The following is a 21973-nucleotide window of genomic DNA, read 5'->3' on the forward strand; positions in this document are numbered from 1 at the left end:
CGGAACGCCAACATGGACGTGGGCAAGCTTTCGAGCCTGCGCCACGTAGCCCAGTTTGCCTTCTTCCGTTCCGGCCAGGTCAAAGCGGTCGTCGATCCAGAATTCAGGGGGCACGGCATCGAGGCGTTGAGGTGATCGATTCCTCGATCATCCCTCAGATACCCAGCGGCAACATCAATGCGGTCAGTTCAGTCGTAAGCCTTCATCTCGGTCAGAACCTCGTTCGCAGCCTTGAAGGCATCGAGGCCGGCAGGGATGCCGCAATAGACCGTGGCGTGCAGCAGAACTTCCTTGATCTCCTCGACGCTCACGCCATTGTTGATGGCACCACGCACGTGAAGTTTGACTTCGGCGGCGCGATTGAGTGCCGTGAGCATGGCGAGGTTCAACATGCTGCGCGTCTTGAGATCCAGCGTGTCGCGACCCCAGGCATAGCCCCAGCACCATTCGGTTGTGATGTGCTGGAAGGCCATCATGAAATCGTTCGCCGCATTGATCGAGCGATCGACATATTCGGGGCCGAGAACCTGCCGGCGCAGGGCAAGCCCCTCGGTAAACAGATCTCCGACCGTCTTGTCCTGCGTTGTCATTGGGATCCTCTTGTTCTTTGACATACAAAATTACAGTATGGCGAAATCCGGATTCGCAGCGGATTGCCGGCGAAGGTTCGATGTCGACCCGTAGGGCGATATCGACGCTGCCCCGAAGGAGCGTGTGAATGGCACTGACGACAATCGCGACCGACGACATGTCGATGAAGGTCCAGACTCTGCCTGGCCTGCGGGAGCAGGTGGCGGAGCGGCTTCGCCTGGCGATCGCGACAGGAAAGTTCCCTGCCGGTGCGCGCCTCATAGAGCGTGAACTGTGCGAGATGATGGGCGTGTCGCGCACTTCGCTGCGCGAGGCGCTGCGCGAACTCCAGGCCGACGGCCTGATCACGCTGCAGCCGAACAAGGGGCTGAGCGTGAGCGTCGTCAGCGCGGAGACCGCTCGCTCGATCTACGAAGTCCGTGCGATGCTCGAAGGTCTCGCCGCCCGTCTGTTCGCGCGCAATGCCACCGAGGAGCAGCTCGCCGACCTCAGGAACAGCGTCGACCGTCTCGCCGAGGTCTACGACAATTTCTCGTCCGAGGCCTTCATCGCGGCCAAGACCCGCTTTTACGACATCCTGCTCGAGGGTGCCGGCAATCCCGTTGCCGCCGACATGCTGCGTCGCATCCATACAAGGGTGTCGCAGTTGCGGGTCGTGTCCCTCTCGAGCTCGGAACGCGCCCAGCAATCCATTCGCGAACTGCGGGAATTCCTCGACGCCCTCGAGAAGAGGGACGAGGAGCGTGCTTGGCAGGTGTGCGTGGCGCATGTCGAAGCGGCGGCGAAGGCCGCGCTGAAGACAATCGGCGCGGCAGCGTCCTGATACGTCCGTTCGCGCGGGGGTCGCGGAAAGCATCTCGGCCTACATCGACTTGACGGTGATGCCGCCGTCCGCGTGCAGCACTTCGCCGGTGATGAAACTGGCGTCGGGTCCGAGCAGGAACGCGATCGCCTTGGCGATCTCATCCTCCTCGCCGAGGCGTCCGAGCGGTGTTTGCGCCCGACGCTTGGCGTAGCCCGCCTCGTCGACGATCGCACGCGCGCCGGGTGTGGGCACCGCACCGGGGGCGACGGCGTTGACCCGCACGCCCTTCGGGCCGAGCTCGACCGCGAGCTGACGGGTAAGCGCCACGATCGCCCCCTTCACCGACGTGTAGGACGACGTGTTGGCAGTGCCGAGATCGGCGACCGGCGAAGCGAGGTTGACGACGGACACCGGCTTGTCGCCGCGATGGGCGAGCAGCGCCTGGACACCCCAGAAGGCACCCTTAATGCCGACGGCGAACATCCGGTCGAGCACGTCCTCGGTCACGTCCTCGACCGGTCCATAGCGAATGAAGATCGCATCGTTGACGATGCCCGTCAGCGGGCCGAACGTCGCCGCGAGCGAGGCGGCCGCGTCGAACACGGCCTTGCGGTCGGATGCGTCGGCGACGATGGCCAGCGCCTTGCCGCCAGCGGCCTTGATCGCATCCGCCGTCTCGTTGGCGAGATCGGGGGCGATGTCGAATACACCGACAGCGGCCCCACGAGACGCCAGAAGCCGCGCCGTGGCGCCCCCGATACCGCGGCCTGCGCCTGTGACCAGAATGACCTGACCGCTCAGATTCTCGGACATCTTGTTCCTCCCCTTCCGATCAGGATTGTGCCGGGCCCGGCACGCCGCCGTAGAGACCCCAGAGCTGGGTTGCGAGCGTGCCGGCGTCGACCGGAAGCTCGATGCCGGTGATGGCGCCGGCATCGTCGGACAAAAGGAAGCCGATCGCGTTCGCTACCTGCTCGGGCTTCACGAGCCTCCCGAGCGCCGTCTGGCGGATCATGGTATCTGGGTTGCGCTCGCCGCGCGCGTAACTCGCCTCGACGGCCGGCGTGCGGGTGGGACCCGGGCAAACGCAGTTGACGCGCACACCCTGGCGACCCCATGCGACCGCAAAGTTGCGCGTCATGTTGATGATGGCGGCCTTGGTCGGGCCGTAGGCCTGCAGCGGGCTTGAATTGAAGGCAGTGATCGAGCCGACGGTGACGATGGAGCCGTTGCCGCGTTCCAGCATGCCGGCGCCAAAGGTGGTGAGTGTGCGGAATGTCCCCGTCAGATTGACGCGCAGGATCGCCTCCCACTCTGCGAAGTCCTGCGCCTGCGGCATATGCGGATTCTCGAGGTGAGCGGCGACAGCGGCAAGCGCCGAGCAGGGGCCGACCTCGTTCTCCACCCAGCGCGCGGCATCGGCGATCGAGCCGGCATCGGCGAGGTCGATCTCATGGGCGACCGCGCCATGACGGGCGGCGACCTCGCGGGCGAGATCCATGTTGCGATCGAGCACGACGACACGCCAGCCGTCACGCCGCATCCGGGCGACGCAAGCCTCGCCAATGCCGCCTGCGCCGCCCGTAATGGCCGCTACGCGTTCCTGGGAGGACGCGGCCATGGTCAGATCACCTCGTAGAGGGCTTCGATGATGCGGCGCGCGCGTGGACCGTTGTCGCCGCGCGCATGCATCTTGTTGCAGGCGTAAGAGAAACCGATCTTCGCGTCGGGATCGCCCATGCCGATCGAGCCGCCGAAGCCATGATGGCCGAACGAGCGCATGTTCGGGCCCATCCAGACCGACACCGGGGTGTTGAGCAGCACGCCTCGCGCCTGATGGTAAGGGCGCTGCTGCATCTTCTCCGTCTGATTATGTTGCTCGACCAGCATGTCGTCGCGCGTCTCCGTCGACATCAACTTGACGCCGTCCAGTTCGCCACCGCGGGCGAAAGCCGCGTAGATGCGCGAGACAGCACGCGGATTGCCATGGCCGGAGGCGCTGGTGATCTCGGCGCGCCGCCAGGCAGTGGAATTGAGCGTCACAGGAAGAGGCTCATCAGGAAACTGCGTGAAGCCCTTCGCGACAAGCACATCCGGATCGGTGTCGCGCTTGGCGAGCAGCGTGCCCTCGACCGTCGGCATCAGCGTCGCGCAGCGCACGAGGTCCGCATCGGAGAGGTTGCCATATTGGTAATCGGCGCCGAGCGGGCCTGTCACCTCATCCTTGATGAACTGCGGAAACCGCTTGCCGGTAACACGCCGGACGATCTCGCCCAGCAGGTTGCCTTGGGTATGGATGTGGTAGGCCGCAACCGTGCCGGGCTCCCACAGCGGCGCCTGCTTCTCCAGTGCCCCGACGATGGCGTCGCAGTCGAACACTGCGCCCTTCCACATCGGATCGAGCACCACCGGCAAGCCGGCGGTGTGGTCGAGAAGATGACGGACAAGGACACCTTCCTTGCCGTTCTGGGCGAATTCCGGCCAGTAGTGCGCAACAGGCTTGTCGGGATCGACCAGGCCGCGATCGATCAGGATGTTAAACGCCATCCCGGCGATACCCTTGGCGACCGACATCATGCAGACGATCGTGTCTTCTTCCCAGGGCTTGGAATAGTCAGCATCGCGGTAGCCGCCCCACACATCGACGACCTTGCGGCCGTCGACATACACGGCCGTGGCAGCGCCGATCTCTTCCTCGACCGCGAAATTCTCCACGAACGCCTCCGCGACCTTGGCAAAAGCCTCATCATAGGTGCCATGCAGCCGAAATTCATGGCCGCGCGCCGATACCGACTTCTCGAACTGCATATTTCCTCCCGGAGCTTTCGGTCGAGCGGATATCAGTTTGTATGACAGTATGTCAACACTACAGTCAGCTTGACTTGGGCTCGAGATCGAGCCGCACGATGTCCGGGAAGCCCGGAATGAGCTCCGGCCAGCGCTCTCTCACCTCAGGATCGTGCCCGGCCACGAGCAGGCTCTCATCCCCGCCTGCCAGTTCCTCGCAACGGATGAATCCCTCGAGCATCTCGCCGACATGATGGACCAGCGGAAACGGTGCCCGCCGCCTTCTGTTTTCGGTGAAATGAAAGGCATCGGACGCGAGCACCAGCGGACCACGCGCCGTTGCCACCCGCACGACCTGAAGCCCGCCGGTGTGCCCGCCGACTCGATGCAGCGTGATGCCAGGGAACAGTTCGACGTCGCCGTCGTGGAAGCGGACGCGCCCTGTGTGGACGAGCCCAACAGCCTCGAGAACATCCTTCAGGTTGAACGGGGCGCGCAGACAGGCGTGGCACATGGGCCGCCCCGTCGCATAGCGCATCTCCTCGTCCTGCAGATGAAAGGTTGCGGCCGGAAAGGCATCCAGTGATCCGGCGTGATCGTAATGGAGGTGGGTCAGCACGACGTGTTCCACCGCTGCACTGTCTACCCCTGCCCGCGCCAAGAGTGCCGCCGGTTCGTGGATGAGTTCGCGTCTGCGCTCGTTCGCGGCCGCCTGGCCGAAGCCGGTATCGACGACGACGAGTCGGCCGTGTCCACGGATCACCCAGACGTAATAATCGAGCGGCATCGGTCCTTCGTGCAGATCCATGCCGGGCATGAAGTTCTCGGCGCGTGGGCGGTCCTGTGCGGTCTGCGCAAACCGCAGCGCCAACACCTCATAGGTCGGTTTCACGCTCTCCTCCGTCATCTCAGCATCCTCGCTTGAATTATCATACCGTCATGTTGTATGACAGCCTGCCATTGTGGCAAGTCGCCGCAAAGGTAGTATCATTGCTGCGCGTCGCGCGGCCCGATCCGTGGGAGGACTCCGATGAAATTTTCACGCCTGATGGCGCCTGTCGTCGCATTCTGCGCAATCGGCGCAAGTGCCGTCTTCGCGCAAGACTATCCTGAAATGACGCTCCGCTATTCGTCCAACATCCCGGAGGTGGTGAACACGTCGAAGGTCGACACCTACTTCTCGTCGGAGATTGAGAAGCGCAGCGGCGGCAAGATCAAGATCCAGCATTTCTGGGCCAACACGCTCGGCGGCGAATCGGAAATCGTCGACCTGGTCGGCTCCGGCGCGGTCGATCTCGGCCTGATCGTCACCGGCAACCAGTTCTCGCGCATGCCCTTCACGGCGGTGACGAACGCCTTGCCATTCACCTATACGGACGGGCCGAAGCTCAACACGCTAACGCGCGACATCTTCACCACCAACGCGACGATCAAGGCGGAACTCGACGCAGCGAACCTGCACCCGATCCTCTACCGTTACCTGCCCGACTACCGTTTCTACTGCACCAAGCCGATCAAGTCGCTGGCCGAGATGCAGAACAAGAAGATCCGGTCCTACGGTTCGTTCGTTCCGATCATGTTTGAATCAATAGGCGTGATCCCGGTGAACGTTGCTCCCGTTGACATGATCCAGTCGATGCAGTCCGGCGCCATGGACTGCACCTACATGTTCAACTCGTCTGCCACGGCCTTTAAGGTCGACCAGGTCGCGAAATTCGGCACCGATCTGTCCTTCGGCGTGATCAGCGCCCATACGCTCTTCATCTCCAAGACCAAGTGGGAAGGCTGGCCGGAGAATGTGCGCAAGCTGTTCGAGGACGTCGCGGCGGATGCAGAGAAGTTTGGTAACGAGCTGATCGCGGGTGACGAAGCGAAGGCGGCAGAGAAGCTTGCTGCGGCCGGTATGGAAATCGTCCACTTCGAGGATCCGGACGCACTCAAGGCAAAGGTTCCGGATATGCTCGATGTCTGGACAAAGAAGATGGAAGAGATGGGCAAGGGTGCCGAGGCGAAGGAACTCGCTGACTACATCCGCGCCAATCGCTAGTCGTTCTTAACGGCCGTGGCGATTCCGGTCGCCGCGGCCTTCTACGTCACCGGATGTTTCGAATGAAATCCTTCTTCATGTGGATCGACGCAATGCTGCGTCGACTGTCGCTCCTCGGCTTTATCGTCGCCTCGGCACTGCTGCTCATCGTCGGCATCATGGGCGCGGCCGATGTTGTTTCGACGAACATCTTCATGAAGCCGATCCCCGGCATGGTGGAACTATCCGGCGCGATTCTCGGCGTCATCGTCTTCCTCGGGCTGGCCGAAGCCCAAGCGCGCGGCGCCAACATCATGATCGACGTTTCGACCCAGAAGATGAGCCCGCGCATGCTGCGCATCTCGACGATCTTCTCGCTCGGGCTCGGCGTGATCTTCATGGTCATGATGGCCTGGCTCACCACGCGGCTGGCGATCTCCGCCTGGACCTATCGCGAGGTGGCGCTCGGGGCACTCGCTTTCCCGATGACCCCATTCAAGGCCGTCGCGGCCTTCGGAGCGTGGCTCGCGGCCGCAGAATTCATCCGTCAGTTCGTGCGCACCATCTTCGTGGGCGTCGAGATCCGGGAAGTGAAATCCGATGTTTGATCCCCTGACACTCGGCCTCCTCGCCATCGTGCTCATGCTGGTGCTGGCGCTGCTCGGCGCCCCGGTGGGCATCGCCATGGGCATCGTCGGCGTGGCCGGTCTGTGGATGACCGGCGGCTCTGCATTTGCGCTGAACACCATGATGAACCTGCCGTTCTCTATGGCCTCCGACTATGCCTTCATCGTCATCCCGATGTTCGTGCTGATGGGTGCGATCGCTTCGTCCTCAGGCATCACCCAGGAACTGTTCGGCTTCTCCAATCTGCTGCTACGCTCGCGCAAGGGCGCGCTCTACCAGGCGACGATCTTGGCCTCCGCGGGTTTTGCGGCGATCTCGGGCTCGACGCTGGTCAACGCCGCGCTATTCACCCGCATCGCGCTCGGTGAGATGATCAAGCTTGGCTACGACAAGGCGTTCGCGGCCGGCGCCATCGCCGCCGCCGGAACCATTGCCGCGCTCATCCCGCCGTCGATCGCATTCATCATCTACGGACTGCTGACCGGCGAATCCGTCGCCGAGCTTTTGATTGCGGGCATCGTTCCCGGCATCCTGACGACGGTCGCCTACATGGTCGGCGTATCGTTCATGGTTCGCACGAAGCCGCATCTCGCCCCCGAGCCGCAGCCCAGAGCCTCGGCCGCCGAGATCGGCAAGAGCTTCCTGAACCTGTGGGCGACCTTCCTGCTGGCGGGCGTCGTCATCGGTGGCATCTATCTCGGCTTTACGACGCCATCGGGCGCGGCCGCGCTGGGCGCCATCGGCGCACTGGTGATCTCCCTGGCGCGTCGTCGCGTGACGGGTGAAAGCCTTGCCGACAACCTGCGCGCGGCCGCCGCGATCACGGCGGCCCTGTTCATGGTCATCATCGGCGGGCTGATCTACTCCCGCTTCTTCCTCGTGGCGGGCACGGTGACGGCGTCGACCGATCTTCTGAAGTCGTTCGAACTGTCCCCGATGATGTTCATGCTGCTTCTGGTCGTCATCTTCGTCGTTCTAGGCACCTTCATGGACGCGCTTGCCATGCAGGTGATGACCCTGCCCTTCGTCTATCCGCTGGTGCTGGCGCACGGCTTCGACGGCGTCTGGTTTGGCGTCATCATGGTCAAGCTCGTGGAGCTCGCGGTTCTCAGCCCGCCCGTGGGAATGAACCTATTCGCTGTCATTGGCGCGTCCGAAGGCAAGGTGAGCCTGCACGACATTCACCGGGGCATCGTGCCGTTCATCATCATCGAACTCATCGTGCTGGCTATCCTGATCGCCTTCCCTGACCTGTCGCTCTGGCTGCCTCGCCAGATGTTCAACTGACCGTTCCGAAAGCTAACGCAATGACTGCCAACACCCGCATCGGTTTTATCGGCCTCGGCGCCATGGGCGAACCCATGGCTGCACGGCTCACTGCCGCCGGCTTCGCGCTCTCCGTCAACGATGCCGACGCAGCGCGAACCTCTCGCGTTGCTGTGGAAACCGGCGCGACGGCGGCGGCCTCGCCGGCAGAACTGGCGGCGAATTCCGACATCCTCGTCACCATGCTGCCGTCGAGCGCAATCGTCTCGGCGGTGCTCGAAGGACCATCGGGCGCATTTGCCGGACTGGCGAGGGGCAGCCTGATCGTCGACATGTCGAGCGGTGTCCCGGAGATGACCCATGCTCTGTCGGAGGCGGCCGCAGCGAAGGGCATCGCCATGATCGACGCCCCGGTATCGGGCGGCGTGTCTCGCGCCAAGACGGGCGACCTGGCGATCATGGCCGGCGGCGACGCCGCGGCGATCGACCGTGCCGAGCCGGTGCTCAAGGCAATGGGAAGCTCGATCATCCGCACCGGCCCGATCGGCAGCGCGCATGCGATGAAGGCGCTGAACAACCTCGTCAGCGCCGGCGGCTTCCTGATCGGCATCGAAGCGCTGCTCATCGGCCAGCGCTTCGGCCTCGACCCGGCACTGATGGTCGACGTGCTCAACGTCTCGACCGGCATGAACAACTCGACCCAGAAGAAATTCAAGCAGTTCGTGCTGTCGCGCAAGTTCGACGCCGGTTTCGGTCTCGACCTGATGGTCAAGGATCTCGGCATTGCGCTTGGCGTCGCCAATGCCACCGCCACCCCCGCCCCCTTCTCCGGCCTCTGCCGCGACGTCTGGGCCGGTGCGCAGAAATATCTCGGACCGGGCCAGGATCACACGGCGGTCGCGAAGTTCAGCGAGCTGATCGCCGGCTCGACGCTCGGCGAAGACGATCGATGAACACTGCGCCGCTCGCGGGACAGACGGTCGCGGTGTTCGGCGGCTCCTCGGGCATCGGTCTCGCCACCGCTGAGGCCGCTCACGCGCTCGGCGCCAAGGTGACGATCGCTTCGAGAACGGAAGCAAGGCTGCGCGAAGCCGCATCGCGGATCGGCGGCGCGCAGATCGCCGCGCTGGACATCCGCGAAGCCGACGCGGTCCGCCGCTTCTTCGGTGAGCGCGAGCCTTTCCATCATGTCGTGGTATCGGCGGCGGAGCTCGCGGTCGGCCCGCTGCGCAAGCGCAGCCTTGCGGAGGAACGTGCGGCATTCGAAAGCAAGTTCTGGGGCGCGGCGAACGTGGCGCATGCGGCGCGCATCCGCAGCGACGGCAGCCTGACGCTCGTTTCCGGCATGATCGGGGTGCGGCCAACGGGCGGCGCCACCATTCTCAGCGCCATCAACGCCGCCATCGACGCGCTGGCGAAGGCGCTGGCTACCGAGATGGCGCCTGTGAGGGTCAACTGCGTTTCTCCGGGCCGGATCGAGACGCCGTGGTGGGATTTCCTGCCGGCGGACGAGCGCCAGGCGCTGTTCGACCGCACTGCCGCGGGCCTTCCCCTGAAGCGGATAGGTCGCCCGCAGGAAATCGCGGCGCAGATCGTCCACCTGATGCAGAACGGCTTCATGACCGGCAGCGTCGTCCTGGTCGACGGCGGCGGCGCCCTGTAATATTGGACGGGCCGTAGCGAGGCTCCGGAAGCCGATCGGCCTATTGGAGCCGTCGACTATCTGTCGGGGAACCGGGCCGCGCGCTTTTCCTTGAAGGCGAGCATCGCCTCCTGGACGTGCTCGGTGGCTGCGAGGCTGGCTTGGGCATCGCGTTCAAGATCGAGTTGCTGATCGAAGTCGTTGTCGAATGCCGCATCGACAAGCCGGCGCGCGGCAAGCTGTGCCGTGTTCGGTCCGGCGGCCAGTTGTTCGGCGATACGGCCCGCTTCGGCGGCAAGCTCCTCGTCAGGGACGCATTTCCAGATCAGACCGAGCGCAGCGGCCCGTTCGCCATCCAGCACCTCGCCGGACAGCACCAGGCCCAGGGCGCGCGCACGACCGAGATGACGCGCGAGGTGCCAGGTCGAGCCAAGATCGGGCACCAGGGCAAGCTTCGGCGTGAAGGTCTGGACGAAACGCCCAGACTTCCCGGCCACGACGATGTCCGCCGCGAGCGCCAGGCCCGCGCCGCCGCCGGCGGCGACGCCATTGACCGCCGCGACCGTCGGGAACGGTGCGTTGCGGATCGCGCGAATAGTGCGGTTCATGAGCGTATCGAGCACCGCGGCGCAGGCGGCAGGCCGTTCCTCGAGAGGCAGGTGGTTCCCCATCATCGGATCGGAGAGATCCGCACCCGAGCAGAAGGCACGACCTGACCCTGTGAGCACCATCGCGCGCACGCTCCGGTCCGCCGCGAGCGTGGCGATTGCATCGGTCAGTTCCTCGAATGTCTGGCGGCGGAGCGCATTCAGCGTCTCCGGACGGTTGAGCGTGATATGAGCAACCGGTCCGGCAATGCTGAGGTCGATATCGGACATTCTACTCCTCGATTTCCTGCACCGGCTGGCGCCGGCGCGACTTCCCGAAGGCGATGGCGGCGAGTTCCGGGCTCAGTTCCGCGCCGGTGTAGGTAATGGGAGGCAGCGCGTTCAACGTCTCCGTCAGTTCCTTGAGGAGCTGCTGGAGCAAATCCATGCGTTCCTTGCCGAAGGCGTTGTAGATCTCCCCGTAGATCCCTTCCGAATACGGTGCGACCGCATCGATCAGGGTGAGTCCCTGGGGACTGATCGAGATCAGCGCGCGGCGCATGTCATCCGGGGCGGGACGGCGGATGATATAGCCGCGCGACTCTATATCCTTGAGGATACGCGACAGCGAAGGCGTCAGAAGGTACGTGACCTTGGCCAGCGCCGTGACCTCGATCTCGTTGATGGAACTCAGGGCGCGCAGCACACGCCACTGCTGTTCGGTGATATTGAAGAGGTGAAGCGAAGTACGGAACCGCTGCATCACCGCTTCGCGCGCCAGAAGCAGCGACATCGGCAGCGATTTGGAGAAGCTTCTCAACTTGACGTTGGCCGGTCGATCCCAGGTTTTCTTATTCATTTACGTTCCCGTAGCTCCCGGCTCTTTATGCCAGGCCGTCTGCACTGCACCGATGCCTGCCTGAATGTGGCAGGCTAGCATACTCGCTCCCTTAGGAAAGCGGCCGCCTGTATTGTACGCTGGCGACCTCAAAGCTTCGTCGGCTTCATGCGGTTCTCCAGCATGCCGAGGGGAACCATGATGACCGAACTCAGGACGAGGAGAACGACGACGGCCGCAAACACGCCGGCGGCGTTGAACTGGACTGCGGCGTGTTCGATCAGGAAGCCCAATCCCCGATTGGAGGAGAGTGCCTCGGACACCACGGTGGTGGTGAGCGCATAGCCTATCGAGGTGCGGAATCCGGTATAGATCCAAGGAAGGATGGCGGGCAGCCGCACCTTGCGCACGATCTCGCCTTCCGTGGCCCCCATCAGCCTCAGCCCGTCCATCGTGTCCCGGTCCACGTCGGCCATGCCGCCGAGCGTGGCGTAGAGGAGGAGGAAAAACACGACCGAAGCCACCAGCACGACCTTCGACAGGAGGCCGATGCCGAAAAGGATGACAAGCAGCGGCAGGAGCGCCACCTTAGGCAGACCGTAGAGCGCCGCTATGAACGGCGACAAAAGCCGTTCGATGCGCGGCGAAAGGCCCAGAATTAGCCCGCAGACGATCCCCAGCGACGCGCCGAGCGCGTAGCCCAGGAAGAGCGTCAGCATCGTCGAGCCGATGTGGATCCAGACCGACCCGCTCGCGAACCAGTCGACGATGACCCTGGAGATGCTGAGCGGATCGCTGATGTAGAAGGCAGGGATCAGCGTGCCCGAGGCGAAGTGCCATGCGACCAGCACGACCGCGAGGACGGCCGCCTGCTGGCCGATCGTCGACAGCCGCATCTCTGTCCCGTGAACAGCCCTACTTGCCAAGGCCGGTCTCCGTCCCGAGCGCGACCTCGTCCTTGAGCTCGTTCCAGAGGTCCTCGTAGAGCTTTCCGAATTCGGGCCTGAAGCGCAGGTTCACCGGATCGCGTGGTCGCTCGAACGGAATCGTCCGCGTAGCCCTGATCCGACCGGGGCGTGAGGTGAATACCAGCACCCGGTCTGCCATGGCGATCGCCTCCTCCAGGTCATGCGTGACCAGGATGACCGTCATGCGACGGCGCTCGACGAGGCGCAGCAGTTCCTGTTGCATGATCAGCCTGAGCTGGGCGTCGAGCGCTCCGAAAGGTTCATCGAGAAGCAGCGTCTCCGGCTCGTAGATCAGCATGCGTGCGAAAGCGGCGCGCTTTCGCATGCCGCCAGACAGTTCCGACGGATAGTGACGCTCGAAGCCCTTGAGCCCGACGAGTTCGATGATCTCGCGCACCCGGTCGACCTGCTCGGCCTTGGGAATACGGCGGCAGGCAAGCTCGAAGGCAATGCCAACATTGTCCTCGACCGTGCGCCAGGGCAGCAGCGTATCCTTCTGGGTCATGTAGCCGACCCGCACGTTCGGGCCGCTCACCGGCTTGCCGTCATAGGTGACGACGCCTTCGGTCGGCTTGAGAAGACCCGCAACCATGTTGAGCACCGTCGACTTGCCGCAGCCGCTTGGCCCGACGAGCGCCGTGAAGGACTGCGACGGCACCTCAATGTCGATGCCGTCGACGGCCCGCACGCGCATGTCGCGCGAAGCGAACTCCACGACCACGTCCCTGAGGCTGATCTTCTCGGCCAGCTGGCGTCCGGCGGGCGCGAGCCCGCGCGTATCAGTCATTGCATTCATCCGTTCACCTGTTGTCTGCCGGCACGCGCCAACGCATCAGCCACCGCTCCAGACGCGCCAAGAGGTCGTTGACCAGCGCACCGAGCACCATCATCAGAAGCAGGACCGTATAGACACCGGTCATGTCGAACTGCTGCGCCGAGCGGGTGATCAGGTGCCCCAGGCCCGCCTGCGAAAGCATCATCTCCCCGATCACCGCGGCGATGAAGGCATAGGGCAGCGCGTTCTTGAGCGCCGCCATGATCCAGCTCGTGCTGCCGGGCAGGACAACCTTCCTGAAACGCTCCCAGCGCGTTGCACCCATCAGCGTCAGCGAATCGAGCAGGTCGTTATCCACCGCGCGCGCGCCCGAAAACGTGTTGAAGAACAGGAGCAGGAAGGACACGAAGGCGACCAGCACGATCTTCGGCTGCATGCCGAGGCCGAACCACATGATCAGCAGCGGCGTCATCGCGACGATCGGCAGTGAGTTGAGCAGCACGATGAAGGGACGGAACACCGCGCCGGCACGTGGCGACCGGCCGACGACGAGGCCCACGACGACGCCAAGCGGCACGCCGATGGCGAGCCCGGCGCCGATCTCGGCGAACGTGACGCCGATGTGCCGGGCGAGATCGTTCGACGCCCACTCTGCCAGCCGCACCATCATGGCGCTCGGACGGCTGGTCCAGCGATCGGAAACGAGCCGCCCCCACGCCTCCCAGACGGCGAGAAGCGCAAGGGCAAGCGCTGCCCTCTGAAGCCAGAGCTCCCGCTCCTCGCTCCTTCGTTCGCTTCGGCGCGCGGGGGTCGCCGCCGTCATTTCAGCACTTCGGCCGCCGCCTTGTCGGCGAACTGGTTGTCGACAAACTGCTCGAAGGTCACGGTCACCGGTTTGTCCGAGGTGATCGAGATCCAGTCGAGAAGCTTCTGGTATTCCTCCTTTGAGATTACGGGCGTGGCGGAGGACTTGCCGCGGTAGCGCGGCTCGAAAGCCTTGTAGATCGCCTCATCGGTGTCGGGGAAATACGATTTCAGCATCTCCCCCACCTTGTCCGGCTCCGCCGCCGTGAGCTTCATGGCCTCGGTCAGGGCATGGACGACCGATCCCACGACTTCGGGCTTCTCCTTGACCAGCGAGCCGGCGGCGATGATCGCCGTATAGGGAACGCCTTCGAGCTCGGGGATGCCGCCTTTGAGCGGATCGACGATGATCGTGCCCACGCCGTCGGCCTCGGCCTTCTCCGGCCAGGGTGCGCCAAGCATGACGCCGTCGATCGCGCCCTGCTCGAAGGCCGCAAACATCGCGCCCGGATTGCCGAGGGGCTGGATCGTGATCGCCTCGTCCGGCTTGACGCCGCGCTTGACCAGCCAGCTGCGCAGCAGCACGTCGGTGGTGCTGCCGATGCCGGTGACGGCGATCGTCACGTTCTTGAGGCGCGACACGACGTCGTCGATCCCCATCCCGGCGGTGATTCCGGTCTTCTCCATGGCCGCCTTGGAAAGGACGAGCTGGATCGGATAGGCATTGAATAGACCGCTGACGGCGACGAGATCGGCGCCGTTCTCCCGGGCGCTGATCGACGGCTGCATGCCGACGACGGCGAAATCCGCGCTGCGGCTGGCGACCGCCGCGATCTGGCGTGAGCCGGCGCCCACATCAACCCACTGGATCGCTATGCCGTCCTTCTTGAACAGGCCCGCCGCCTCGGCGACATAGAACGGATAGAAATGCAGCGCAGCGCCTGGCGTCGCCACCGTGATCGTCTGCTCTTCAGCCGCAGCCTGCCAACCTCCCAGGCTTGAAGAAAGCACCAGGGCCGCCCCTATCGCGGCCATCTTCAATTTCACGAACATAAAGACCTTCCTCCCTAGACGGTCACCTGTCGAAGGTAGCTACTTAACCTGTTATTGATCTACCGGCAAGGCAGCGGCGCAACCAAACTTCGCTTACTCCGCGTCGCCCACGACGATCCCGCCGCCCCAGGCCTCGAACACCTTGATCGTGTTGCTGTAGTCTGCGTCCGGCCCGAGCTGGTCTGCGACGAGGGCGAAGAGATTGGCGACCGTCGAGCCGACGAAGGCCGGCATCTGGGTAGACCGCGCCAGCTTGAGGAAGAGCTGGCTGTCCTTGACGCCGATCGAGAGCGGACCGCCATATTTGAACGTGCGCGGCAGGATCGCGGCGGGAAACTTGTCGACGGTCGCGGAGTTCCGGCCGGTGCTGGCATTGATCACGTCGATCATGGTGCGCGCATCGAGCCCCGCCTTGACGCCGATCGAGACCGCTTCGCAACTCGCGACGAAAGCCGTGATCGACAGCATGTTGTTGACCAGCTTCACGACCTGCGCCTGGCCGGGCACATCTCCAACCTCGAAGACATGCTCGGCAAGCAGGTTCAGTGTTTCCATCGCCGATGCGCGGGTCTCCGGCCTGCCCGCCACGATGGCGGTCAGCGTTCCCTGGTGCGCCCGCTTCGGACCGCCGCTGATCGGCGAGTCGAGGAAGCCAACGCCGCTTGCCTCAAGCTTCCCGGCAATGTGCTCCATCGCCTCCTTGCCGAGGGTCGACATCTCGACATAGGTGCGCAGCGCCGCTCCGCCCGCCGCACCGTCGGCGCCGAAGGCGGCCGCGAAACTCGCCGCCTCGGACGGCAGGCAGGCAATCGCCAGGCTGGCGCGATCCGCCACGTCGCGGGCGCTCGTGGCCGGCTCGCCGCCGAGCGCCGTGAAGGCGGCCATCCGTTCAGCACTGATGTCGTAGCCGGTGACGCTCCTGCCAAGCCCGAGCAGCCGAGCGGCCATGCCGCCGCCCATGCCGCCCAACCCGATGATTCCAATCATCAATTCACCCTCCGCTATGGTTCGGCGTGCCAGGCGCCAGTTTCGTAGAGACACCCCATGCCGGGCGAAATCCCGCTTGATCCGGCCAGCCTGACAGCTGCCCAGCTTCCGACCATGGCGCTGGAAATGACTGGCTTTCCCAGTTCGCGCTCAAGTGCTGCCGTGACCGGTGTGGTGCGCATGCCGGCGCAGGACAACACTACTGCCTCCGCATCGGGAGCATCCATCGCGACCTTCCGGGCGAGGTCCGCGATCGTCTCCGGCGCCACCGCCTCCACCTCCGTCAAGGCGGTGATGCCCAGGCCCGAGATTCGTTCGATCTCGAAGCCGCAGGCTTCGAAATAGCGGCGGAACATTGCGTCGACCTCACCAGTATAGGCCGTCGCCACGGCAATGCGCCGCACGCGCAGCAGTTCGAGAGCCTGGATCATGGCGCTGGTCAGCGTCAGGGCGGGGACGCCGGATGCCTCGCGCATCGTCGCCTCCAGTTCGCCATTGAAGGCCGGCCCCTTGAAGAAGCTCAGCGATGTGCCGAACAGGAGGATCGCCGAGACGCCGCGTGAGGCAAGCACGCGCGCGGTATCCTCGACGCGGCCGACGGCCTCGCCATAGCCTGCAGCCGTGAGCCCGCGCACGCCGAGCCCGGCAACCTCGAACGCGACATCCGGATACATCGCCGCCGCATCCGGCGGGACGCTGCCGTCGAGCGGGGGCACGATGAGTCCCACCTTTATCACGTCATCCGCTCTCGTCATCCGCCGAGCCGCGCCGCAACCGCCTTCGCCGCCCTCACCACCTGGGCACGCAGCCACCGGTTGATTGGTGTCTGGTGCGCACGACCGCTCCAGAACAGATGGACGTCGAAGCTGCGGTCGAACGGCGCGGCGATGCGCACGCAACTCTCAGCCATCGCCGGCGCAAGCGCGGAGGGGGCGGTCAGCACAAGATCGGTTCCTTCAATCAGCCTGTGGATCATCCCGAAACTCGGCAGTTCCAGCTTGGGTATAATGTCTATGTTAAGCGACTTCAGCGTCTCGTGATAGAACGGTTTCCATCCTCCGTCATAATTAACCGTCACATGCTCCGCGCGCGCATATTCTTCCAGCGAGATGCCCTCCCGCGCGGCACGGCTGTTACGATCGACGAAACATGCATAGCGCTCGGTGAACAGAACACGGGTGTAGAGGCCGGCCGTGTCCGCGAGCAGCGGCGAGATCAGAATGTCGCATTCGTTGGCGAGGAGCTGGCGGTGCCCCTGCGTGTGCGACTGGATGATCGAAACGCGCAGGCCAGGCGCTTCGACGCGCAGCGCGCGCATAAGCTCGGGCAGGATCACCGTCCGCTCGTAAAAATTGCAGGAGATTACCAATCGTCCGCGTGTCGTGGCCGGATCGAAATGTTGCGGAGAGGCCAGACGCGCGAAATCGCGCAGCAGGCGTTCCACCTCTGCGACGATCTCCTCACATCGCTCCGTCGGCAAGATGCCCCGCCCTGCGCGCACAAAGAGTTCGTCGCCAAACGTCTCACGCAGCCGGCCGATCGTGTAGCTGACCGTGGACTGGTTGAGCCCCAACCGATGCGCCGCCGCCGTCAGCGATCCGGCCTTGTGCACGGTGATCAGCACGCGCAGCGCGCGCAGGTCCAGATTTCCATCGAATTCTTCCATAGATTGGATCGATACCATGCACTTGTTCGACAGATAAGCCCATGGTTCGTCCTCGCAAAAGGCAGCGCCAGGCGCGCCGTCGCGGAGGAGAGCCCGATGTCGACCGCCCCGAGCGTCGAGGACATTACCCTCGTCGATCTCTATGCCGACCCCTACCCGGCCTATCGGCGTCTGCGCATGGAGGCGCCCGTCGCATGGGTGCCGGCGGCGCGGATACATCTCGTGACCCGCTTCGACGACATCATTGCCATCGAGCGTGACGCCGGGACTTTCCCCGCGCTTGACCTGCGATCACTTCAGATCAAGGCGATGGGGCATACGCTCATGCGCAAGGATGGCGAGGACCACAAGCGCGAGCGCGCCGTGCTTGAGCCGACCTTCCGGCCGGGCACGGTCAAGAATCACTGGGAGCCGATCTTCGTGCAGATCGCGGACGAGTTGATCGACGGCTTCGCCGAACGGGGCGAAGCCGATCTCTTCGCCGAATTCGCCGCCCCCCTGGCCTCGCGTTGCCTGATGGAGATCCTCGGGCTGACGAATGTCGACTGGCGCGATCTCATCGTCTGGTCGCAGAGCCTGATGGACGCTGTGGGCAACTATGGCGACGATCCCGACATCTGGGCCAAGGGCCTGGCCGCCTCGCGGGCGATCGACGCCGCTCTCGACGAGCGCATCCCTCAGTTGATGGAAAATCCCGATCCTTCGGTCGTGTCCGCCATGGCCAACGCCGGCGAGCCGCTAACGATCGACCAGATCAGGGCGAACGTGAAGGTGATCGTCGGCGGCGGCCTGAACGAGCCGCGCGACGCCACCTGCACGGCGCTTTACGGCCTGCTCCACAATCCGGCCCAACTGAGCCAGGTGCTTGCCGACGACGGCCGCTGGAAGGATGTGTTCGAGGAAGCTGTGCGCTGGATCGCCCCAATCGGCATGTATCCGCGCCGTGTGGCCAGGACAGTCGAACTCGGCGGAGCAGTGCTGGAACCGGATGACCAGATCGGCCTCGTCGTGGCCTCGGCCTGCCATGACGAGACACGGTTCCAGGACGGCCATCTGTTCGACATCAACCGCAAGCGCGCTCCGCATCTCGCTTTCGGTTCCGGGCCCCACTTCTGCCTCGGAACCTGGGCGGCGCGGAAGCAGGTTGGCGACATTGCCGTGCCGAATATCCTGCGCCGCCTGCCCAATCTGCGGCTCGATCCGGACCGCGAGGCACGTCTTGGCGGCTGGGTGTTCCGCGGTCTTCTGAATCTTCCCGTGAAATGGGACAACTGAGCAAAGCCATGCCGAAGATCACGATCGTGGACCATCATGGCAACGAGCACGCTATCGAGGCGCAATCCGGCGAATCCGTCATGCAGCTTGCGATTGCAAACGGGATAGACGGCATCGTCGCCGAGTGCGGCGGCAACTGCGCCTGCGCCACCTGTCACGTCTATGTCGACGAGGCGTTCCTGGCCAGCATTCCGCCGCCCCTCGATCACGAAGAGGACATGCTGGGCTTCACTGCGGCCGAGCGCCGCCCGGGAAGCCGCCTTTCCTGCCAGATCGTCCTGTCCAACGAGATGGATGGGCTGATCGTCAGCATTCCCGACACCCAGGTATAATCGAAAAACACCCCTCAACGTCTCTTGCAAGCCGGACGCGACCAATCTAATAACCTGTTAAATAATTCGTCGCGAGGCAGCGGGAGGGCATACCTTGATCGACATCGGCGACCATCTTCGCGTTCGCAATCTGATCACCGACTATGTCTGGAAGCTCGACATGGCCGATATCGAAGGCGTGCTGGATCTATTCCTTCCGGACGGGATCTTCGAGGACACCGCCGGCAAGGTGTATCGAGGCCGCGAAGAGATCGGTGGCTACTTCCGCATGCTGACCAACCTGCCCGCTTTCCGTGGCAGGCAGCACCACATCGACAACCTGCGCATCGAACCCGATGCGGGTGGCGGCTATTCGGTGCGATCTTACTGGACCGTCACGAAATGGCGGACCGCAGAGAACCACATCAAGGTGATCGAGAGCCTCGGCCACTCGCTCGACGTGCTGGTCCGGCATGGTGACGGCTTTCTTTTCGCCGAACGGCGCGTTCATCACTGGCGTGACGCCGACTGCCCCTGGGTTCCCGACGGCACCGCTGTCTGACCGTTGCAATGACGGGGCGGGCCCGCCCGTCATTTATCGAAGAACCAGGTTTTCGCCGTAGCGACGACGCCCAATCGGGAGGTAACCGCGTGCAGCATTATCAGATGTATATCGGAGGGCGCTGGGTCGAGGGATCGACCGGCGAACGTTTCGAAACGATTGACCCCTACACCGGAAAGCCGTGGGCGACGATCGCGCGCGGCACCGAGGCGGACGCGGCCCTCGCCGTGGAGACGGCTTATGCGGCGATGCGTACCGGCCCATGGGCGACCATGTCGGCGAGCGCCCGCGGCGCCCTGCTCCGCCGCCTCGGCGACGCGATTGCCGAAAACGCCAAATTCCTTGGCGAGGTAGAGACGCGCGACAACGGCAAGCTGATCGCGGAGATGGGACTGCAGGTCCGCTACCTGCCGCAGTTCTGCTATTATTACGCGGGTCTCGCGGACAAGATCGAAGGCACGGTGCCGCCTGTCGAGCGCGCGGGCTACTTCAACTACACCCGCAACGAACCGATCGGCGTCGCTGTCGCGATCACGCCCTGGAATTCGCCGCTGATGCTCGGCGTCAACAAGGTCGCAACGGCGCTGGCCGCCGGCTGCGCGGTGGTCGTGAAGCCGTCCGAGTTCACATCCGCCTCGACACTGGAACTTGCGCGGCTGGTCGAGAAGGTGGGCTTTCCGCCAGGCGTCTTCAACGTGGTGTGCGGCTATGGCCAGGACGTCGGGGCAGCACTCGTGCAACACCCGAAGACCGCCAAAGTATCCTTCACCGGCAGCGAATTCGGCGGGCGCACCGTCTACGAAGCAGCCGCGCGCGGCTTCAAGTCGGTGACGCTGGAACTCGGCGGCAAGTCACCGAACATCGTCTTCGACGATGCCAAACTGGACGATGCCGTGAAAGGCGCGGTGTCGGGCATCTTCGCCGCGTCGGGCCAGACCTGCATTGCCGGCTCGCGCCTTCTGCTGCACGAGACCATCCACGACCAGTTCGTCGAACGCCTGCTCGCCTACGCGAAGACGGCGCGCATCGGCAATCCGATGCTGGAGGACACGCAAGTCGGCCCGGTGACGACGCCGCCGCAGCAAAAAGATCCTCGACTACATCGACGTCGCGAAGTCGGAAGGCGCCGAGCTGGTTCTCGGCGGCGGGGCCTCCGATGTCGGGGAATGGTTTGTCCAGCCGACGATCTTCACCAATGTCGACAACCGGATGCGGATTGCGCAGGAGGAGGTGTTCGGCCCTGTCCTTTCGGTCATCAAGTTCCGGGACCAGGAGGAGGCGATCGCGATCGCCAACGACACGATGTATGGCCTGGCCGCCGGCGTGTGGACGCAGAACATCCGCCGCATGTTCACCATGGCCAACGCGATCGAGGCGGGAACCGTGTGGGTCAACACCTATCGCGCCGCCAGCTACACGACGCCGTTCGGTGGATACAAGAATTCGGGAGTTGGCTACGAAAGCGGCCTGAATTCGATCCGGCAGTATCTCAAGACCAAGAGCGTGTGGATCAATTTCGATGCGGATGTCCCCAATCCGTTCGTCATGCGGCTGACCTGAGCGCGGTCTGTCGACGGCGGGACACTGCAAGGAGACAGCATGGGCATCGTTCATCACGAGATCGACGAAGGCGTTCTGGTTCTCACACTCGACAATCGGGGCACCAACAGCATCGACCTCGACATGGCGCAACAGCTCGCCTCGCTCGTCGAGGCGCGTGGGCCGGATATCGGAGCGATCTTGCTGACGGGCAAGGGCGACGGCGCCTTCTGCGCCGGCTCCGATCTCGGCGAACTGAAGCGGGCGCATGATGCCGGCAACGGCCCGGCTGAACTGCTTGGTGCCGAGAACCGCGCCTTCGACCTGATCGCCTCGCTCGACATTCCGACGCTCGCCGCGATCAACGGCGTCGCGGTGGGCGGCGGCGTCGAACTCAGCGCCTGCTGCGACATCGTCTACGCATCGGAAACCTCCAGTTTCTCGCTGCCGGAAATCCGTCTGGGCGTGTTTCCCGGCATCGGCGGGACGGTAAGAATCCCGCGCCGCATCGGCTACAGCCGCGCCATGGAGCTGATGCTGACCGGCCGCACCGTCAAGGCGGCGGAGGCGTTGCAGATCGGCCTTGCCCACAGGCTGATCGCACCGGCCGACGTGCTTGTCGAGACGCTCAAGCTCGCCCGGCGCTTGGCGAAGGGACCGCCACACGCCATCGCGACGCTGAAGGCTACCATGCGTCGGGGGTGGGAGATGCCGGAGCGCGAAGCACTCGAGGATGCCCTCGCGGTCGCCGTCGCGCTCGGCGGATCGGCCGAGGTAAGCGAAGGTCTGCGCGCCTTCTTTGCCAAGGAAGAGCCGCGCTTTCCCCGTCGCGGATCGGAACAGCACTAAGCCGACGCTTTCCGA

Annotated in this window: 25 protein-coding genes and 1 pseudogene; 12 read left to right on the top strand and 14 right to left on the bottom strand. The window is 64.2% G+C overall.

Annotated elements, in window-relative coordinates:
- Window positions 1-12 precede the first annotated feature (12 nt).
- Window positions 13-135: a hypothetical protein gene (locus LRS09_RS02500; RefSeq protein ID WP_257804053.1), complete on the top strand. Its 123-nt coding sequence runs from the start codon at window positions 13-15 to the stop codon at window positions 133-135.
- A 53-nt stretch (window positions 136-188) separates the two neighbouring features.
- On the opposite strand, the gene LRS09_RS02505 is transcribed toward LRS09_RS02500, so the two are convergent.
- Window positions 189-590: a carboxymuconolactone decarboxylase family protein gene (locus LRS09_RS02505; protein WP_257804054.1), complete on the bottom strand. Its 402-nt coding sequence runs from the start codon at window positions 588-590 to the stop codon at window positions 189-191.
- Between the two features lie 128 nt (window positions 591-718).
- Between LRS09_RS02505 and LRS09_RS02510 the strand changes: the two genes are divergently transcribed.
- Window positions 719-1414 (top strand): GntR family transcriptional regulator, encoded by a 696-nt coding sequence (locus LRS09_RS02510; RefSeq protein WP_257804055.1) that lies wholly within the window; start codon window positions 719-721, stop codon window positions 1412-1414.
- Window positions 1415-1453: 39 nt separating this feature from the next.
- Here the strand turns inward: LRS09_RS02510 and LRS09_RS02515 are convergent, their stop codons facing one another.
- From LRS09_RS02515 to LRS09_RS02530, 4 genes are all read right to left on the bottom strand, one after another.
- On the bottom strand, window positions 1454-2209 hold the full coding sequence (locus tag LRS09_RS02515; protein WP_257804057.1) for an SDR family NAD(P)-dependent oxidoreductase: 756 nt from the start codon (window positions 2207-2209) through the stop codon (window positions 1454-1456).
- A 19-nt stretch (window positions 2210-2228) separates the two neighbouring features.
- Window positions 2229-3017: an SDR family NAD(P)-dependent oxidoreductase gene (locus tag LRS09_RS02520; protein ID WP_257804058.1), complete on the bottom strand. Its 789-nt coding sequence runs from the start codon at window positions 3015-3017 to the stop codon at window positions 2229-2231.
- Between the two features lie 2 nt (window positions 3018-3019).
- Window positions 3020-4204 carry a serine hydrolase domain-containing protein gene (locus tag LRS09_RS02525; protein WP_257804059.1) on the bottom strand — a complete coding sequence of 395 codons (1185 nt, stop codon included), beginning with the start codon at window positions 4202-4204 and terminating at the stop codon, window positions 3020-3022.
- Window positions 4205-4268: 64 nt separating this feature from the next.
- Window positions 4269-5090: an N-acyl homoserine lactonase family protein gene (locus tag LRS09_RS02530; protein ID WP_257804060.1), complete on the bottom strand. Its 822-nt coding sequence runs from the start codon at window positions 5088-5090 to the stop codon at window positions 4269-4271.
- Window positions 5091-5213: 123 nt separating this feature from the next.
- Between LRS09_RS02530 and LRS09_RS02535 the strand changes: the two genes are divergently transcribed.
- The 5 genes from LRS09_RS02535 (at window position 5214) to LRS09_RS02555 (ending at window position 9765) form a co-directional block, all read left to right on the top strand.
- Window positions 5214-6230 (top strand): TRAP transporter substrate-binding protein, encoded by a 1017-nt coding sequence (locus LRS09_RS02535; RefSeq protein ID WP_257804061.1) that lies wholly within the window; start codon window positions 5214-5216, stop codon window positions 6228-6230.
- Window positions 6231-6292: 62 nt separating this feature from the next.
- Window positions 6293-6817: a TRAP transporter small permease subunit gene (locus LRS09_RS02540; protein ID WP_257804062.1), complete on the top strand. Its 525-nt coding sequence runs from the start codon at window positions 6293-6295 to the stop codon at window positions 6815-6817.
- A complete protein-coding gene (locus LRS09_RS02545) occupies window positions 6810-8123 on the top strand; it encodes a TRAP transporter large permease (protein ID WP_257804063.1) in 1314 nt (437 codons plus the stop codon). The genes LRS09_RS02540 and LRS09_RS02545 overlap by 8 nt, the downstream gene beginning before the upstream one ends.
- A gap of 20 nt (window positions 8124-8143) precedes the next feature.
- Window positions 8144-9055, top strand: coding sequence for an NAD(P)-dependent oxidoreductase (locus tag LRS09_RS02550; protein WP_257804064.1), 912 nt, complete (start codon window positions 8144-8146; stop codon window positions 9053-9055).
- Window positions 9052-9765: an SDR family oxidoreductase gene (locus LRS09_RS02555; protein WP_257804065.1), complete on the top strand. Its 714-nt coding sequence runs from the start codon at window positions 9052-9054 to the stop codon at window positions 9763-9765. Before LRS09_RS02550 ends, LRS09_RS02555 begins: the two co-directional genes overlap by 4 nt.
- 56 nt (window positions 9766-9821) lie before the next feature.
- Here LRS09_RS02555 and LRS09_RS02560 read toward each other — a convergent pair whose 3' ends face one another.
- From LRS09_RS02560 to LRS09_RS02600, 9 genes are all read right to left on the bottom strand, one after another.
- Window positions 9822-10622: an enoyl-CoA hydratase-related protein gene (locus tag LRS09_RS02560; protein WP_257804066.1), complete on the bottom strand. Its 801-nt coding sequence runs from the start codon at window positions 10620-10622 to the stop codon at window positions 9822-9824.
- Between the two features lies 1 nt (window position 10623).
- Window positions 10624-11124: a homoprotocatechuate degradation operon regulator HpaR gene (hpaR, locus tag LRS09_RS02565; protein ID WP_257804067.1), complete on the bottom strand. Its 501-nt coding sequence runs from the start codon at window positions 11122-11124 to the stop codon at window positions 10624-10626.
- Between the two features lie 194 nt (window positions 11125-11318).
- The gene (locus LRS09_RS02570) at window positions 11319-12095 is read right to left on the bottom strand and encodes an ABC transporter permease (RefSeq protein WP_257804068.1); all 777 of its coding nucleotides are present in this window, start codon (window positions 12093-12095) and stop codon (window positions 11319-11321) included.
- Window positions 12085-12924: an ABC transporter ATP-binding protein gene (locus LRS09_RS02575; RefSeq protein ID WP_257804069.1), complete on the bottom strand. Its 840-nt coding sequence runs from the start codon at window positions 12922-12924 to the stop codon at window positions 12085-12087. Before LRS09_RS02575 ends, LRS09_RS02570 begins: the two co-directional genes overlap by 11 nt.
- A 13-nt stretch (window positions 12925-12937) precedes the next feature.
- The gene (locus tag LRS09_RS02580) at window positions 12938-13735 is read right to left on the bottom strand and encodes an ABC transporter permease (RefSeq protein ID WP_257804070.1); all 798 of its coding nucleotides are present in this window, start codon (window positions 13733-13735) and stop codon (window positions 12938-12940) included.
- Window positions 13732-14769, bottom strand: coding sequence for an ABC transporter substrate-binding protein (locus LRS09_RS02585; RefSeq protein WP_257804072.1), 1038 nt, complete (start codon window positions 14767-14769; stop codon window positions 13732-13734). Before LRS09_RS02585 ends, LRS09_RS02580 begins: the two co-directional genes overlap by 4 nt.
- A 93-nt stretch (window positions 14770-14862) precedes the next feature.
- Window positions 14863-15756, bottom strand: coding sequence for an NAD(P)-dependent oxidoreductase (locus LRS09_RS02590; RefSeq protein ID WP_257804073.1), 894 nt, complete (start codon window positions 15754-15756; stop codon window positions 14863-14865).
- A gap of 14 nt (window positions 15757-15770) precedes the next feature.
- Window positions 15771-16511, bottom strand: a complete 741-nt coding sequence (locus LRS09_RS02595) for an aspartate/glutamate racemase family protein (RefSeq protein WP_257804074.1) — start codon at window positions 16509-16511, stop codon at window positions 15771-15773.
- Window positions 16508-17422: a LysR family transcriptional regulator gene (locus tag LRS09_RS02600; RefSeq protein WP_257804075.1), complete on the bottom strand. Its 915-nt coding sequence runs from the start codon at window positions 17420-17422 to the stop codon at window positions 16508-16510. Before LRS09_RS02600 ends, LRS09_RS02595 begins: the two co-directional genes overlap by 4 nt.
- A gap of 96 nt (window positions 17423-17518) precedes the next feature.
- On the opposite strand from LRS09_RS02600, the gene LRS09_RS02605 reads away from it, so the two are divergent.
- From LRS09_RS02605 to LRS09_RS02625, 5 genes and pseudogenes are all read left to right on the top strand, one after another.
- Complete coding sequence (locus LRS09_RS02605) at window positions 17519-18697, top strand: cytochrome P450 (protein ID WP_257804077.1); 1179 nt, start codon at window positions 17519-17521, stop codon at window positions 18695-18697.
- A gap of 8 nt (window positions 18698-18705) precedes the next feature.
- Window positions 18706-19029 carry a 2Fe-2S iron-sulfur cluster-binding protein gene (locus LRS09_RS02610; protein ID WP_257804079.1) on the top strand — a complete coding sequence of 108 codons (324 nt, stop codon included), beginning with the start codon at window positions 18706-18708 and terminating at the stop codon, window positions 19027-19029.
- A 94-nt stretch (window positions 19030-19123) separates the two neighbouring features.
- Entirely contained in the window at window positions 19124-19570 is a 447-nt protein-coding gene (locus LRS09_RS02615) for a nuclear transport factor 2 family protein (RefSeq protein ID WP_257804080.1), read from the top strand.
- Between the two features lie 89 nt (window positions 19571-19659).
- Window positions 19660-21130, top strand: a pseudogene (locus LRS09_RS02620) (aldehyde dehydrogenase).
- Between the two features lie 39 nt (window positions 21131-21169).
- On the top strand, window positions 21170-21958 hold the full coding sequence (locus tag LRS09_RS02625; protein WP_257804081.1) for an enoyl-CoA hydratase/isomerase family protein: 789 nt from the start codon (window positions 21170-21172) through the stop codon (window positions 21956-21958).
- Window positions 21959-21973 lie beyond the last annotated feature (15 nt).

Source organism: Mesorhizobium sp. J428 (assembly GCF_024699925.1).
In the GTDB taxonomy this organism is placed as follows: domain Bacteria; phylum Pseudomonadota; class Alphaproteobacteria; order Rhizobiales; family Rhizobiaceae; genus Mesorhizobium_A.

What these genes read in the sequence shown, in the direction of transcription:
- LRS09_RS02500 (WP_257804053.1), top strand. Translation starts at nt 13, where the DNA reads ATGGACGTGGGCAAGCTTTCGAGCCTGCGCCACGTAGCCCAGTTTGCC.
- LRS09_RS02505 (WP_257804054.1), bottom strand. Translation starts at nt 590, where the DNA reads ATGACAACGCAGGACAAGACGGTCGGAGATCTGTTTACCGAGGGGCTT.
- LRS09_RS02510 (WP_257804055.1), top strand. Translation starts at nt 719, where the DNA reads ATGGCACTGACGACAATCGCGACCGACGACATGTCGATGAAGGTCCAG.
- LRS09_RS02515 (WP_257804057.1), bottom strand. Translation starts at nt 2,209, where the DNA reads ATGTCCGAGAATCTGAGCGGTCAGGTCATTCTGGTCACAGGCGCAGGC.
- LRS09_RS02520 (WP_257804058.1), bottom strand. Translation starts at nt 3,017, where the DNA reads ATGGCCGCGTCCTCCCAGGAACGCGTAGCGGCCATTACGGGCGGCGCA.
- LRS09_RS02525 (WP_257804059.1), bottom strand. Translation starts at nt 4,204, where the DNA reads ATGCAGTTCGAGAAGTCGGTATCGGCGCGCGGCCATGAATTTCGGCTG.
- LRS09_RS02530 (WP_257804060.1), bottom strand. Translation starts at nt 5,090, where the DNA reads ATGACGGAGGAGAGCGTGAAACCGACCTATGAGGTGTTGGCGCTGCGG.
- LRS09_RS02535 (WP_257804061.1), top strand. Translation starts at nt 5,214, where the DNA reads ATGAAATTTTCACGCCTGATGGCGCCTGTCGTCGCATTCTGCGCAATC.
- LRS09_RS02540 (WP_257804062.1), top strand. Translation starts at nt 6,293, where the DNA reads ATGAAATCCTTCTTCATGTGGATCGACGCAATGCTGCGTCGACTGTCG.
- LRS09_RS02545 (WP_257804063.1), top strand. Translation starts at nt 6,810, where the DNA reads ATGTTTGATCCCCTGACACTCGGCCTCCTCGCCATCGTGCTCATGCTG.
- LRS09_RS02550 (WP_257804064.1), top strand. Translation starts at nt 8,144, where the DNA reads ATGACTGCCAACACCCGCATCGGTTTTATCGGCCTCGGCGCCATGGGC.
- LRS09_RS02555 (WP_257804065.1), top strand. Translation starts at nt 9,052, where the DNA reads ATGAACACTGCGCCGCTCGCGGGACAGACGGTCGCGGTGTTCGGCGGC.
- LRS09_RS02560 (WP_257804066.1), bottom strand. Translation starts at nt 10,622, where the DNA reads ATGTCCGATATCGACCTCAGCATTGCCGGACCGGTTGCTCATATCACG.
- hpaR (WP_257804067.1), bottom strand. Translation starts at nt 11,124, where the DNA reads ATGTCGCTGCTTCTGGCGCGCGAAGCGGTGATGCAGCGGTTCCGTACT.
- LRS09_RS02575 (WP_257804069.1), bottom strand. Translation starts at nt 12,924, where the DNA reads ATGACTGATACGCGCGGGCTCGCGCCCGCCGGACGCCAGCTGGCCGAG.
- LRS09_RS02580 (WP_257804070.1), bottom strand. Translation starts at nt 13,735, where the DNA reads ATGACGGCGGCGACCCCCGCGCGCCGAAGCGAACGAAGGAGCGAGGAG.
- LRS09_RS02585 (WP_257804072.1), bottom strand. Translation starts at nt 14,769, where the DNA reads ATGTTCGTGAAATTGAAGATGGCCGCGATAGGGGCGGCCCTGGTGCTT.
- LRS09_RS02590 (WP_257804073.1), bottom strand. Translation starts at nt 15,756, where the DNA reads ATGATTGGAATCATCGGGTTGGGCGGCATGGGCGGCGGCATGGCCGCT.
- LRS09_RS02595 (WP_257804074.1), bottom strand. Translation starts at nt 16,511, where the DNA reads ATGACGAGAGCGGATGACGTGATAAAGGTGGGACTCATCGTGCCCCCG.
- LRS09_RS02600 (WP_257804075.1), bottom strand. Translation starts at nt 17,422, where the DNA reads ATGGAAGAATTCGATGGAAATCTGGACCTGCGCGCGCTGCGCGTGCTG.
- LRS09_RS02605 (WP_257804077.1), top strand. Translation starts at nt 17,519, where the DNA reads ATGTCGACCGCCCCGAGCGTCGAGGACATTACCCTCGTCGATCTCTAT.
- LRS09_RS02610 (WP_257804079.1), top strand. Translation starts at nt 18,706, where the DNA reads ATGCCGAAGATCACGATCGTGGACCATCATGGCAACGAGCACGCTATC.
- LRS09_RS02625 (WP_257804081.1), top strand. Translation starts at nt 21,170, where the DNA reads ATGGGCATCGTTCATCACGAGATCGACGAAGGCGTTCTGGTTCTCACA.